The sequence below is a fragment of the Microvirga arabica genome (assembly GCF_016811235.1).
GTDB lineage: Bacteria > Pseudomonadota > Alphaproteobacteria > Rhizobiales > Beijerinckiaceae > Microvirga > Microvirga arabica.
On record NZ_JAFBID010000011.1, the window covers coordinates 37,942 to 51,198 of the forward strand.

10 protein-coding genes are annotated in these 13,257 nt (G+C 64.0%); 6 read left to right on the plus strand and 4 right to left on the minus strand.

Features of this window, described 5'->3' with window-relative positions; genetic code table 11:
* Positions 1–160: 160 nt before the first annotated feature.
* From JQC81_RS08255 to JQC81_RS08265, 3 genes are all read left to right on the plus strand, one after another.
* Positions 161–2,272: a S9 family peptidase gene (locus JQC81_RS08255; RefSeq protein WP_203271332.1), complete on the plus strand. Its 2,112-nt coding sequence runs from the start codon at positions 161–163 to the stop codon at positions 2,270–2,272.
* A gap of 181 nt (positions 2,273–2,453) precedes the next feature.
* Entirely contained in the window at positions 2,454–4,745 is a 2,292-nt protein-coding gene (locus JQC81_RS08260) for a PAS domain S-box protein (protein WP_203271333.1), read from the plus strand.
* Positions 4,746–4,749: 4 nt separating this feature from the next.
* Positions 4,750–5,307 (plus strand): hydrolase, encoded by a 558-nt coding sequence (locus JQC81_RS08265; RefSeq protein WP_203271334.1) that lies wholly within the window; start codon positions 4,750–4,752, stop codon positions 5,305–5,307.
* Here JQC81_RS08265 and JQC81_RS08270 read toward each other — a convergent pair.
* Positions 5,297–6,268, minus strand: coding sequence for a hypothetical protein (locus tag JQC81_RS08270; protein ID WP_203271399.1), 972 nt, complete (start codon positions 6,266–6,268; stop codon positions 5,297–5,299). The genes JQC81_RS08265 and JQC81_RS08270 overlap by 11 nt on opposite strands.
* 255 nt (positions 6,269–6,523) lie before the next feature.
* Between JQC81_RS08270 and JQC81_RS08275 the strand changes: the two genes are divergently transcribed.
* Entirely contained in the window at positions 6,524–7,123 is a 600-nt protein-coding gene (locus tag JQC81_RS08275; protein ID WP_036359472.1) for a superoxide dismutase, read from the plus strand.
* A gap of 49 nt (positions 7,124–7,172) precedes the next feature.
* Here the strand turns inward: JQC81_RS08275 and JQC81_RS08280 are convergent, their stop codons facing one another.
* Positions 7,173–8,438 carry an adenylate/guanylate cyclase domain-containing protein gene (locus JQC81_RS08280; protein ID WP_203271335.1) on the minus strand — a complete coding sequence of 422 codons (1,266 nt, stop codon included), beginning with the start codon at positions 8,436–8,438 and terminating at the stop codon, positions 7,173–7,175.
* 107 nt (positions 8,439–8,545) lie between these two features.
* On the minus strand, positions 8,546–9,388 hold the full coding sequence (locus JQC81_RS08285; RefSeq protein WP_203271336.1) for a ChbG/HpnK family deacetylase: 843 nt from the start codon (positions 9,386–9,388) through the stop codon (positions 8,546–8,548).
* A 192-nt stretch (positions 9,389–9,580) separates the two neighbouring features.
* On the opposite strand from JQC81_RS08285, the gene JQC81_RS08290 reads away from it, so the two are divergent.
* Together JQC81_RS08290 and murJ are read left to right on the plus strand one after the other, a co-directional pair.
* The gene (locus tag JQC81_RS08290; RefSeq protein ID WP_203271337.1) at positions 9,581–10,567 is read left to right on the plus strand and encodes a glycosyltransferase family 2 protein; all 987 of its coding nucleotides are present in this window, start codon (positions 9,581–9,583) and stop codon (positions 10,565–10,567) included.
* A gap of 3 nt (positions 10,568–10,570) precedes the next feature.
* Entirely contained in the window at positions 10,571–12,097 is a 1,527-nt protein-coding gene (murJ, locus tag JQC81_RS08295) for a murein biosynthesis integral membrane protein MurJ (RefSeq protein ID WP_203271338.1), read from the plus strand.
* Here murJ and JQC81_RS08300 read toward each other — a convergent pair.
* The gene (locus JQC81_RS08300; protein ID WP_203271339.1) at positions 12,078–13,250 is read right to left on the minus strand and encodes an adenylate/guanylate cyclase domain-containing protein; all 1,173 of its coding nucleotides are present in this window, start codon (positions 13,248–13,250) and stop codon (positions 12,078–12,080) included. The two genes, murJ and JQC81_RS08300, sit on opposite strands and share 20 nt — an antisense overlap.
* Between the last annotated feature and the right edge of the window lie 7 nt (positions 13,251–13,257).

Genomic DNA, 13,257 nt, shown 5'->3' on the forward strand with positions numbered 1-13,257 from the left:
CTCACGATCACATGGTTTTCATGCCTCGGAGCCAAAGAAGTAACTAAAAAGGCACTTCGACAGAACATTCGGGCCCCTATCGGGTCCCATGCGGACCCTCCATGGGAAATCCGAGTTATCTGTGCATAATCCCTGCCCAATGCCCTCACCGGAAGATTTCATGAAACCCGAGCGCCTCCCCTTCCATCCCTTGCCTGCTGTGCCGTCGATTTCCGCAAAACCGCATGTCTTCGAGATGCATGGGGCTCGGGTTCGGGACGACTATGCCTGGCTGAAGGCGGAGAATTGGAAAGAGGTTCTCAAGAATCCCGCCGTCCTCGATCCGGAGATCCGGGCCTGCCTTGAACAGGAGAATGCCTACGCGGCCGCGGCCTTCGCCGGCACGGAGGAGTTCCAGGCGCGCCTCGTGGCCGAGATGCGCGGGCGCATCAAGGAGGACGATTCCAGCGTTCCGGAACCGGACGGGCCTTACGCTTATTTCAACCGCTACCGCGAGGGCGGGCAGCACCCGCTGGTCTGCCGCCAGCCGCGCGAGGGCGGGCCTGAAATGATCATGCTCGACGGCGACCGGGAGGCCGAGGGCCATCCCTTCTTCGATCTCGGCGGAGCGGATCACTCGCCCGATCACAGGCTCTTGGCCTGGGGCGCCGACATCAAGGGCTCGGAATACTTCACGATCCGCGTCCGCGACCTGGAGAGCGGCACCGATCTGCCTGACGAGGTGGCACAGACCTCCGGCGGCACCGTGTGGCTCAACGACTCGTCAGGATTCTTCTATGTGGAACTCGACGAGAACCACCGCCCGGTCCGGGTCAGGCTTCATCGCCTTGGCACCGGCTCCGATCAGGACCAGATCGTCTACGAGGAGAAGGATCCGGGCTTCTTCGTAAAGCTGGGCACCACCCAGTCGGATGCCTTCGTGCTCATCGAGGCGAGCGACCACGAAACCTCCGAAATCTGGCTCCTCGACCGGACCGATCCGTCGGCCGCGCCGCGGGTGGTCGAGCCGCGTACTCTGCATCTCAAATACGATGTGGAGCACCATGGCGACGATCTCATCATCCTGACCAATGCAGACGGGTCTGAGGACTTCAAGATCGTTACCGCTCCCGTCGCCGCACCGGGACGCGAGCACTGGCGCGATCTGGTGCCCTATCGTCCGGGCACGATGATCCTCTCCCACGTGGCGCTCGCCCGCTATCTCGTGCGCCTCGAGCGGGAGGACGCGAATCCCCGCATCGTCCTCCGGGAATTCGCAACAGGCCGGGAGGAGAGCATCGCCTTCGCCGAGGAGGCTTACTCGCTGGGGTTCACCGCGGGGTACGAGTTCGACACGGACGTGATCCGCTATCACTACTCGTCGATGACCACCCCAAGCGAGGTGATCGACTACAACCTGCGCACCGGCGAACGCACGCTGCGTAAGCGCCAGGAGGTGCCGAGCGGCCACAACCCCGCCGACTACGTTACCCGCCGCCTGTTCGCCACGGCTCCCGACGGAGAGCGGGTGCCGGTCTCCGTCGTTCACCGGCGCGAGGTTACCCTCGACGGATCCGCGCCCTGCCTGCTCTACGGCTATGGCTCCTACGGCATGTCCATGCCGGCGAGCTTTCGCACCGGGATCCTGTCCCTCGTCGACCGGGGCTTCGTCTATGCCATCGCGCATATCCGCGGCGGAACGGAAAAGGGCTGGCGCTGGTACATGGACGGCAAGCGCGAGAAGAAGTCCAACACGTTCACGGATTTTATCGCCTGCGGTGAGGCCCTGGTCCAGGCCGGCTACACCTCCCGCGGCCGCATCGTCGCCCATGGCGGCAGCGCCGGCGGCATGCTCATGGGCGCGGTGGCCAATCTGGCGCCCGACCTCTTCGCCGGGATCATCGCCGAGGTGCCTTTCGTCGACGTTCTCAACACCATGCTCGACAGCGAACTGCCCCTGAACCCGCCGGAATGGCCGGAATGGGGCAACCCGGCCGCGGACGAAGCCGCCTTCCGCACGATCTTGTCCTATTCGCCCTACGACAATGTGAAGCCTCAGGCCTATCCGGCGATCCTGGCGCTTGCAGGCCTGACCGACCCGCGAGTCACCTATTGGGAACCGGCGAAGTGGGTGGCGCGGCTCCGGTCCACCATGACGGGCGGCGGCCCGATCCTGTTCAAGCTTAACATGGAAGCCGGACACGCGGGCGCCGCCGGACGCTTTGATCGTCTCGAGGAAGTCGCTCTGGCTTATACCTTCGCGCTGAAGTGCATCGGGGGGTTCCAGACTTGACCCGAAACCCTATATCTTTGCAGAGGGTTACGAGACATATGACCTGTAATCAAGGCGCTCCAAAACCGTGAATGCTCAAGATCAAAAGCCGGTGAATGGTGTGCCCTCCCTTCGGAAGGGAGGGAGGAGCACGTCCCAAGACAATGACCTCATGCAGCGCGTGGCGGAGCTGGAGAGGACCTTGCATGAGACCGAAACAGCTTACCGCGTCGCCAGCGGCAAACTGCAGATGGCTCTTGAGATCGGCAAGCTGAGTGCCTGGGATCGCAATCTTGAGACCAACGTGATGGTCGGCACTGCGACCTTCAAGGCCAGCTTAGGATTGCCGTCGGATGCCGAGCTGACCTATGACCGGCTGGAAAACATGTTCCACCCGGCCGATCTCGAAAGGGTCCGCCAGGCTATCTCTTTCGGCCTCAGGACAAGAACGCCGTTCAACATCGATCATCGGATCATCAGACCGGACGGCCGGATCATTCGCGTTCAGGTTCAGGGCGGTGCGGTCTTCGAGGGCGACAAGCCCATCCGCATCCTCGGGGTGGTTCAGGACATCACCGAACGGGAGAAGATCAAGGAAGAGATCCACCTCGCTCAGAAGCGTCAGGAGTTTCTCCTGCAGCTGAACGATCAGCTGCGCAGCCTCGCGGACCCCGATGCGATCATGGAGGCGACGGCCCAGAGCCTGGGCCGGTTCCTGAAGGTTGATTGCGCGGGCTATGGCGAGGTTGACGACACGCGTGGGATCATTCTTGTCGAGCGGGAATGGTCCAAGGGTGTCATCGGCAACGAGGGCCGTGCCTATCGCCTTTACGATTTTCTTCCGACCATGATGGCGGAGCTCAGGCAGGGGCGCCCTATCTATGTCGAGGATATCAGGAACGATCCGCGCGCCGACAAGCCGGAGGTTCAGGCGGCCTACAGCACGATCAATGCAAGATCTGCTCTTGCCGTCCCCCTGCTCAAGGACGAGAAACTGACGGCGATCCTCTACATGCATTCGGCCGAACCGCGTGTTTGGTCGACGGACGATCTCGCGCTCGCCGAAGACGTGGCCGAGCGCACCTGGACAGCCGTCGAGAAAGCGCGTGCCGAGATCGGCTTACGTGAAACCGATGCCCGCTTCCGACTGATTGCAGAGTCGCTGCCGGCGCTGGTCTGGATCCTCAACCCCAGGACCGAGCTCATCTACACGAATGAACGGTGGGTCACCTATTCCGGCCTGTCTCCCGAGGAGGCGCTCGGCCATAGTTGGATGACCGCCATTCATCCCGACGACATGGCGCGCATGCAAGATGAACTCGTGCCGGTCGTAACCCAGCATACGCCCTACACCACGGAAGCTCGCTACCGTTCGCACGAGGGTGTCTATCGCTGGCATCTGATTCAAGGCGCTCCCATCCACACGCCGTCGGGGGAGTTCAAGGGGTGGGTTGGCACGAGCGTCGACATCCACGATCTGAAAGTAACCCAGGACGCCTTGCGCAAAAGCGAGGAGCAGCTTCGCCTCGCGTTGCAATCCGCCAAGATGGGTGACTGGATCTATGATAGTGCCACTCAGCTCATCAACCTGTCCGACCGGGCAGCCGAGATCCTCGGCCTGCCCGGCGGGGCTAGCATCACGGGCGAACAGCTTCAGAGCAGAGTCCATCCGGCGGATCTCACTCGAACGTCTCACGTGAAGCAGAACGCCAAGGCGGCTCGCATACCGTACAATGTGCAGTACAGGATCAGGCGCTTCAACGATGACGCCCTGGTTTGGATCGCCTCTCAGGGGAACACCTCTCACGCCCAGGACGGAACCCTCGTCACGAGTGGCATCGTTCAAGATATTACCGAGAGCAAACAGGTCGAGGAGCGGCAGCAGCTTTTGATCCGTGAGCTGCACCACCGGGTCAAGAACACGCTCGCCACCGTGCAGGCCATCGTCGGCTCCACCGCCCGCACGGCATCGAGCATCGACGAGTTCTACCAGGGCTTCGTCGGCCGCATCGTCTCGCTCGCCCGCACCCACAACCTGCTCACCGAGGATCTGTGGCAGAAAGCGGCTCTCGAGGATCTGATCCAGACCGAACTCGGCCCCTACGCGGACGAGGCGAGAAACCGCATCGTCTTCGATGGCCCGCACGTGGAGCTGCCCTCGGAAGCAGCGGTGCCCATCGGGATGGCCATTCATGAGCTCACCACCAACGCGGCCAAGCACGGAGCCCTGTCGACCTTTGGCGGTCAGGTAGAGGTGCGCTGGCGGGTGGAGCCGGGCGAGGAGCGGCCGATCCTGCACTTTGCCTGGACCGAGCATGGCGGGCCGCGGGTGAGCGCCCCCACCCGCCAGGGCTTCGGATCTCGCCTGCTGCAAAGAGTTCTGGCGACGCAGCTTCAGGCGGACGTCTCGATGGATTTCCCCGAAGAGGGCCTGCGCTTCACCATGACCTTGCCGATCCCCGGTGCACCGCCTCTCTTTAACCCGGATCAATGACGCCATGCTGATGAACGCAAGCCGCTCGCACCTTGTGGTCGTCGATGTTCAGGCCCGCCTGATGCCTGCCATCCACGGGGGCGAAAGCCTCATCCGCAATCTGGGTATCCTGCTCGAATCGGCCAAGCGGCTTGCGGTTCCCGTGACGGTGACGGAGCAATACCCCAAGGGGCTCGGAGCCACTCTTCCATCGGTGACGGAGGCGCTCCCCAATGAGGCCGTCACCCTGTCGAAGACCACCTTCTCGGCCGCCCGGGAGCCTTCGATTGCGGAGCGGATCGCCGCTTTAAGAGGCAGCGGCCGGGATCACCTCGTGATCTGCGGAGCCGAGGCGCATGTCTGCGTTCTGCAGACGGCGCTGGAGTTCAAGACGTCAGGCTTCGAGGTCTTCGTGGTGGCCGATGCGGTGTCGAGCCGCTCGCCTCATAGCGTCAGTGCCGCCTGCGCGCGCCTGCTGCATGCAGGATGCCACTGGGTGACGACGGAGATGGTGGCGTTCGAATGGATGGAGCGGGCGGCGACGGACGACTTCCGCGCCCTGGCTCCGCTCTTCAAAGGCTAGCCGACGAATTGCCTTCGCCGCCGGCCGCAATGAACTCCTTCAGCTCGTCGAGCGACTGGAAGCGGAAGGTGCCGCTCGGGGTCTGAGCCTCGATCGAGCCATCCGAGAACATGACGTATTTGTTGTCGCCGGAATTGTAGGTGCCGATGATCGTGGCCGGCCCCTCTTCGCCGGACGTGGTCTCGTTTTCGGCAAAGGCTTCCTGATCGGTCTCCGCGGCGGCAGGTTCGCGATCCAGCTGCGGCTCCCGCTCGGGCTCCACATCCGAAACAGCCTCGAGAAGCTCTTCGCTCCGGTCGCGATCGAGGCTCTCGGGCTCCCGTTCATCTTCCTGCTCAGGCACGTCGATGTCGAGACCCGGTTCGGCAACGAGTTGCGCGTCCTCATCGGTGCGCTGCCGGTCGGCCAGGAGGAAATCCGGGACCTTGAGGTCCTGCTCCTGCTCATCCTCGACAGGCAGGGCCACCGGGGTGGTTCGCGGCGGGAATGGGATGACAGGGGCTGCATCCCTGTCGCTGGGCCACTCGGCGGCAGCCACCATGGGCTTGTCCTGGGGCTCATCCTGCTCGCGTTTCTCCTGTTCCTCGAAGAGGGGCAGGGTCGGCTGGCTTTCGTCCGCACTAGCCTCGTCGGTACGCTCCTCGAAGGCACCGGCTGCCTCGGCAACGGCGAGCCCGCCGACAAGCCCTGCACCGGCCAGCGCTCCGGGCGCACGATGGCCCAGGCCGAACTCATCGCCTCCGAAACTGGCCTGCCGCTCGGTGAGCCGCTTTTCGATCTTCGCCAGCTTGGAAACCGCCGCCGCGATGCCGAGCAGCAGCGCGCCGCTTGCAGCCGTGATGCTGCCTGCGATCACCATCGTCCAGCCGCGTTCGACCAGAACGATATCCCATCCGAAGAAAGCAGCCAGCAATCCGCCGAGGATCATCGCAAGAGCGAGGGCCAGAAGAGCGATGATCATGCCGTCTCCATCATACGCAAACCAAGGATTACTGCGGAAAAGCTATGCTTCTATAGGCAAAAGACAACCGGCTGTGAAGCTTGAGCAGAAAAAAGTCTGGAGCTTGACCGTTGCTCTTAGGCGCTCTGCGCTTTAACTAACCCTCAAGCGCATCCGGCGATGCGCGGTCGCAAGTGACCGGCATCGGATCGACCCCAAAGTCGCCATTACTTTCGGGTCCGATGCCCCCGGTCGCTCAATCCAAAGGAGACGCCGATGTCGTTCACCCTGCCCGAACTGCCCTATGCCTATGACGCCCTGCAGCCCTACATGTCGCGCGAAACCCTGGAGTTTCACCACGACAAGCACCATGCGGCCTACGTCAACACCGGCAACAACCTGCTGAAAGGCACGGAATTCGAGGGCAAGAGCGTCGAGGAGGTCGTGAAGGGCTCCTACGGCAAGAACCAGGCCCTCTTCAACAATGCCGGCCAGCATTACAACCACATCCACTTCTGGATGTGGATGAAGCCCAATGGCGGCGGTGCCCTACCGGGCAAGCTCGAGAAGAAGATCGTCGAGGATCTCGGCTCGGTCGACAAGATGAAGGAAGACTTCATCCAGGCCGGCGTCAGCCAGTTCGGCTCGGGCTGGGCCTGGCTCGCGCTCAAGGACGGCAAGATCACCGTCATGAAGACCCCGAACGGCGAGAACCCGCTGGTCCACGGCGCCCAGCCGATCCTCGGCTGCGACGTGTGGGAGCATTCCTATTACATCGACTACCGCAACCGCCGTCCCGACTACGTCAAGGCCTTCCTCGACAATCTCGTGAACTGGGAGCATGTCGAGGAGATGTTCGAGCAGGCCTCGAAGTAAGCGATATAAAGCTGCGTCAGACGGGCCTCTTCGGAGGCCCGTTTTCGTTTCAGCCCGCGCCGCTCGCGCGCCAGAACTCCGCATTGGGCGTGCATCCCTCCGCATCGGCACTGAACTCGGGCCGGATGCGGTTGAGGAAGTACATATCGATGGCGCCGATATGTTTGACGCCAACCGATCCACGTGCCTCGGCCTCGAACAGGCGAGAGACATGATGGAACGTGCTCGCCGAAATGTTGACACGCCCCGGCTCGCAGGCCTCCTCGAGGCGCTGCGCAACATTCACCGCATTGCCCCAGATGTCATAGGTGAAGCGGCGATGACCGACGATGCCGGCGATCACCGGGCCTGAGTTGATGCCGATCCTCAGCTCCCAGGGTGCGAGGCGAAACTTTTCGCGCTGGCGGTTGGCGCTCTGGATATAGGCTTGCATCTGCACGGCCGCCAGGCAGGTGTCGATGGCATGGCTGCGGCTGGGCACGGGCAATCCGCCTGCGCAGAGATAGGCATCGCCGATGGTCTTGATGGTCTCCAGCCGGTTGGCGACCGCAATCTCGTCGAAGCGCCCGAAATTCTGGTCGAGCTGATCGATCAGCCGTGCGGGGTCGAGGCTTTCCGTCAGCAGCGTGAATTTCTTGAAATCCGCGAAGAGGATGGTGGTCGCCTCATGAAAGCGAGGCTCGACCTTCCCATGGCGCTGCAACTCGCGGGCCACCGGCTCCGGCAGGATGTTGCGCAGCAGTCGTTCGGACTGGTCCCGCGCCTCCTCGGCCGCGGCCTTGGCATGAGCCAGTTCCGTCAACAGGGCGTTGCGCTCCAGAAGCTGGCGCCGCAATTCGAGCAGGGCCATGGCCTGCTGTGCGAGACGGCGCACGGCCTCACGCTGGGACGGGCGCAGCTCCCGCGGTTCGAAGGCCACGACACACAAGGTGCCCAGGCCATACCCTTCGCGCGAGATCAGCGGCATTCCGCAGTAAAAGCGCAGGTGCGGCTCGCCCGTGACCACGCCGACGTGCTTGAACCGCTCATGAGCGGTCAGATCGGGCACATAGACGAGGTCATTGGAGCAAACCGTAGAATTGCAGACAGTGATCTCCCGCGGGCATTCAGTGAAATCGGCAGGCAGGCCATACTTGGACTTGAACCATTGCCGCCGCTCATCGATCAGGCTGACGATTGCCACGGGACAGCTGCAGATCTCCGCTGCGAGCTCGGTCACGGCATCGAAGGCGAATTCAGGAGGCGTGTCGAGAACCTGGTAGAGGGCAAGCGCTGCCAGCCGCTCAGTCTCGTTGACGGAGGACGCCTCCTGCATCGGCTTGCTCCCTTGGCCCCTCAGCCCTCGGATAAGCCTGCACGGCTACACATTCTGACCACAGGTAATCTCCCCAATTTCATGGGAAATTGCGGCCTTATTCCGGCTCAGAAGGCTGGAGCGAGCCTCAAACGCCGCTCGGCAAGCAAGTCATCGAAGGCATCGGATTTCAGATATTCCAGCTCCGCAAGGCGGCTCTCCACCGCCGGATCGAGTGCCCGCAGCTCCTCGTCCACATAGCCCGGATGACACATAACGAGGGGACGAGGCCCAAGCGTCGAGAACGCCTCCTCGAAGACGCTTTCAGCCGACACCGAGAGATCAAGCGGGGCGAATCCCGAGAAGCCTTTGTTCGTCTCGAAGCCTGCCGCATGAGCCGCCTTGGCGAAGCCGCGGGCCAGGGATTTGACAACCAGCGCCTTGCTGCGCCCGATAGGGCGGCGCAGGATCGCCGCGACCTTGTCGGAAGGGTCGCGCAGCCAGACACGTTCGGCATAGCCCCTCTTCGCCAGAGCCTGGATCAACGCGGGCCTGATCGCCGGCAGAACATGCACGTGCTGATGGCCGTCCACGAACGCAGGCGGCTGGCCTAGAACCTCCACGAAGGCGTCAAGCTGACGCTCGATCTCCTGCGCGATCTCGTCCGCCGGAAGTTGGCGCTTGAGCGCCTTCGGCAGCAGGTCCTTCAGATTGGGAAAAACACCGGACGGAGCCAGTTGTGGCATCGGCCCCAGGGGCAATCCCGCCGTGAGGTTGAGGTGGAGGCCTATCGCGATCCGGTCCTGAAGGGGCTTCAGATCGCCCGCAGCTCGCCGCCAGCCGGGCATGTTGGTCATGGCCCCCGTGGCCGAAAGGCGCCCCATCTCGGCCAGTTCGACGATGCCCCGGCTCACCCCATCGGCAAGGCCGAAATCGTCAGCGCAGAGGATGACGTTGCGTGAGGATCTCATGAATGTACCTGAAATCGGCTTTGCCGCACCCTAGAGCATGATCCAGAAAAGTGGGAACCGGTTTTCTGGATAGATCATGCGGCAATAAGAGGCCGCCCATCCGCTTCGATTCGCTGCAAAATTACGCGGAGGCTCTTGAGCAAAGCTGCAAACTCGGCTCTTGATGCGGCCCGACAATCAAGGGTTTTTCCAGTGGCGTCGCCCAAGCTCAGCGTCATCATCCCGGTCCACAACGAGAGCGCCAACATCGCGCCGCTCTGCGAGCGCCTGCTGCCGGTCCTCAGCCGCATCACCCAGGATTGGGAGGTGGTTTTCGTGGATGACGGCAGCCGGGACGACACCCTGGACCTCATCCGGGACGTCAGCCGCACCGAGCCCCGGATCGGGGCCGTCTCCTTCAGCCGCAATTTCGGCAAGGAGATCGCCATCGCGGCGGGGCTCGACCATGCCCGCGGCGACGCGGTGGTGATCATGGATGCCGACCTCCAGCACCCGCCGGAGATGATCGAAGCCTTCGTGGAACGCTGGCGGGAGGGCTTCCTCATGGTCTACGGCCAGCGCACGGACCGCTCGGATGAGACCCGGGCGAAACGCGGCTTCGCCCAGGCCTTCTACAAGCTCTTCGCCCGCTTCGGCGAGATCCCACTGCCCGAGGGCGCAGGCGACTTCCGGCTCATCGACCGGAAGGGGGTCGACGCTCTCAGGACCCTCGGCGAGAAGGCGCGCTTCTCGAAGGGCCTCTATGCCTGGATCGGCTTCAAGGCTACGGGTGTACCCTTCGTGGTGGAGGAACGCCGCTTCGGCACCACCAAATGGAGCTTCCGCAAACTCTTCCGCTTCGCCTTCGACGGCATTGCAGCCTTCTCCACCGTGCCGCTGCGGATCTGGACCTATATCGGCTTCCTGGTCTCGTTCCTGGCGATCGCCACCGCCCTGTTCTTCATGGTCCGCACGCTCCTGTTCGGCACCGACCTCCCCGGCTTTCCGAGCCTGATCGTGTCGATCATGTTCTTCTCCGGCATCCAGCTCATGTCGCTAGGGATCGTCGGCGAATATGTCGGCCGCATCTTCGCCGAGGTGAAGCGGCGGCCACTTTATGTGGTGGCCGAGCGGGTCGGCGGCGCGGCGGAGGTGTCGAGCGACATCGTTCCCGACACCTATCGCCTGCGCCGGGCCTGATCGATGTTCAAGAAGATCCTTTCCGTCGGCGGCTGGACGCTCGTTTCCCGTCTCACAGGCTTCATCCGTGACGTGGTGCTGGCGGCCGTCATGGGCGTAGGTCCCATCGCCGACGCCTTCGTGGTCGCCTCCCGCATCCCCAACCACTTTCGGGCGATCTTCAGCGAGGGTGCGTTCAACAGCGCCTTCCTGCCCACCTATGCGGGCGTGCTCGAACGGGGGGGCGCCGCGCCCGCCCGCTCATTCGCGAGCCGCATCAGCACACTCATGCTGATCGTGCAGGTTGTGCTGCTGGTGGCGGCCCTCATCGGCATGCCCGTGGTGGTGAGCCTGCTCGCTCCCGGCTTCTCGGAGGATCCGGCCAAATTCGACCTGGCGGTGACGCTGACCCGCATCACCTTTCCGTACCTTCTCTTCGTCACCTTGGTGACAATCCTGTCGGGTATCCTCAACGCCCATGAGCGCTTCGCAGCAGCGGCCGCCGCGCCCGTGCTCCTCAACGTCTCCATCGTGGTGGCTTTGGCGGTTGCGTTCCTCTTCCCGAATGCGGGCTATGCCGCGGCCTGGGGCGTCACAGTCGCAGGCGTGCTCGAACTGCTGCTGGTCTGGTTTTCCGCGAAGCGCCTGGGCGTCGCGCCGACGATTGCGGCACCGCGCTTCGATCCGGCCATGAAGCACTTCTTCAAGGTGCTCGGGCCGGCGGTCATCGGCTCGGCAGGCGTGCAGCTTGCCCTTTTCGCCGACACGATCATCGCCTCGCTGCTGCCCACAGGCGCGGTCGCCTCGCTCTACTATGCCGAACGCATCTATCAGCTCCCTCTCGGGGTGATCGGGATCGCCGCCGGCACCGTGCTGCTGCCGGAGATGAGCCGCCGCATCGCCGCCGGTGACGTGACCGGCGCCCACGGCGCGCAGAACAGGGCCGTCGGGCTGACCCTGGCGCTGGCGGCGCCCTTCGTGGTGGCCTTCGTCATCATGCCCGACCTGATCATGTCGGCCCTGTTCCAGCGCGGCGCCTTCGATGCCGCCGCCGCCGAGCGCTCCGGCGCGGTGCTCGCGGCCTATGCCCTCGGCCTGCCCCCGGCCGTGCTCATCCGCTCGGCGGTGGCGAGCTTCTATGCCCGCTCCGACACGGTGACGCCGCTCATCGCTTCGCTCACGGCTGTGGCGGTCAACGTGGCGCTGAAGATCGTCCTGACCGGCCCCTACGGCGTGGTCGGCCTGGCGCTTGCCACGGCTATCGGCATCTGGGTCAATCTGGGTCTCCTCGTGCTTCTCGCCCTGCGGCGGGACTGGATGGCTCCGGGCGGCACCCTGGGCCGCACCGCAGCCGCCGTCGCCGTTGCAAGCCTGCTGCTGGGGGCCTTTGCCTGGTTCGCCCCGATCCCGCTGTCGGAGTGGACCGTCCGGCTCCCTGCCTGGAACAGCGAGATCCTGCTTGCGATCCTCGGGACGGCCGGCGCGCTCCTCTATGGCGGCATACTACTCGCAGGCCTGAAGGTGCTGGGCGTCAGGCTGTCGCGCCGCTGACGTCTGCCAGCGTGAACAGCTCCCGCTCCGCCGCGATACCCCGCAGGCGGTGGCTGCCGAGGGAGCGGACCGGCACCGGGCTCACCGAGGCAACCCGGTCGGACAGGATGATCGAACAATCGAGGGCGCCGCACAGGGCCTCCGTGCGGCTTGCCTCATTGACCGCAGGACCGATTACCGTGAAATCGAGGCGCCCGGCAGCCCCGATATTGCCGTAGAACACGTCTCCGCAATGGAGCGCGATGTCGAGGCTGAGCGGCGTCTCGTGCTCGCGGTTGACGGCTTCGTTGCGCTCGAGCGCCGCCTGCGCCGCCCGGATCGCCGCCGCGCAGGCACTCTCATGCGACCGCTCCTCTGTGATCGGGAAAGCGGCCAGGAGACCGTCGCCCAAGAACTTGAGAACCTCGCCGCCCTGCTCCGCCACCGGATCCGCCATAGCCTCCAGGTGCCGGTCGAGCCGGGCGATCAGATCCAGACCCGCCGTGTCCGCGAGTGTCGTGAAGCCCCTGAGATCGGCAAAGAGCAAAGCCGCCTCGATGGTCGTGCCGGAGCCGCGCCGGATCGCCCCGCTGAGCACGCGCCGGCCGGCCGAGAGGCCCACATAGGTGTCGAGCATCGCCACCGTGAGGTCGAACAGGGTCATGCGGTAGGCTGCAAGGCCCAGGAGCGGCAGGAGCGCATCGATCCGGGCGATCTCCTCCGGTCGGAAGCCTTCGGGACGGCTGGTCGAGAAGGCAGCCCCAATGCCCCGCAGGTCGGGCGCGCTGGTGTTGCCGAAGCTGATGAGACGCGCCAGGTAATCCGTACCCCCTAAGGCTCTCACATCCTCGAACACGCCGAACAGGTCTGCATCCGCGCCGTTGATGAGCCAATGGCAGCTCTCCTGCTCGGTGCGCATCATGTAGGCGAAGGGGCTCACCTCGAAGGCATCCGCGTTGCGCTCGTGCGAGACCCCTTCCACGACCGTGCCGGCGGAGCGGGTCCACAGATGGGTATAGACGCGGATCGTCGGGTTGACGGTCGGCAGCGCGATATAGGCCCGGACCAGGGGAATGCCATCGCCCACCAGCCGCTCGGCAACCCCAGAGAGCAGGGTGGCCATGTCCGACCCGTGCAGCCCCTGATCGATGATCCAGTCTTCGAGATTCGCCATGGGCCAA

What these genes read in the sequence shown, in the direction of transcription:
- JQC81_RS08255 (WP_203271332.1), top strand. Translation starts at nt 161, where the DNA reads ATGAAACCCGAGCGCCTCCCCTTCCATCCCTTGCCTGCTGTGCCGTCG.
- JQC81_RS08265 (WP_203271334.1), top strand. Translation starts at nt 4,750, where the DNA reads ATGCTGATGAACGCAAGCCGCTCGCACCTTGTGGTCGTCGATGTTCAG.
- JQC81_RS08270 (WP_203271399.1), bottom strand. Translation starts at nt 6,268, where the DNA reads ATGATCATCGCTCTTCTGGCCCTCGCTCTTGCGATGATCCTCGGCGGA.
- JQC81_RS08275 (WP_036359472.1), top strand. Translation starts at nt 6,524, where the DNA reads ATGTCGTTCACCCTGCCCGAACTGCCCTATGCCTATGACGCCCTGCAG.
- JQC81_RS08280 (WP_203271335.1), bottom strand. Translation starts at nt 8,438, where the DNA reads ATGCAGGAGGCGTCCTCCGTCAACGAGACTGAGCGGCTGGCAGCGCTT.
- JQC81_RS08285 (WP_203271336.1), bottom strand. Translation starts at nt 9,388, where the DNA reads ATGAGATCCTCACGCAACGTCATCCTCTGCGCTGACGATTTCGGCCTT.
- murJ (WP_203271338.1), top strand. Translation starts at nt 10,571, where the DNA reads ATGTTCAAGAAGATCCTTTCCGTCGGCGGCTGGACGCTCGTTTCCCGT.
- JQC81_RS08300 (WP_203271339.1), bottom strand. Translation starts at nt 13,250, where the DNA reads ATGGCGAATCTCGAAGACTGGATCATCGATCAGGGGCTGCACGGGTCG.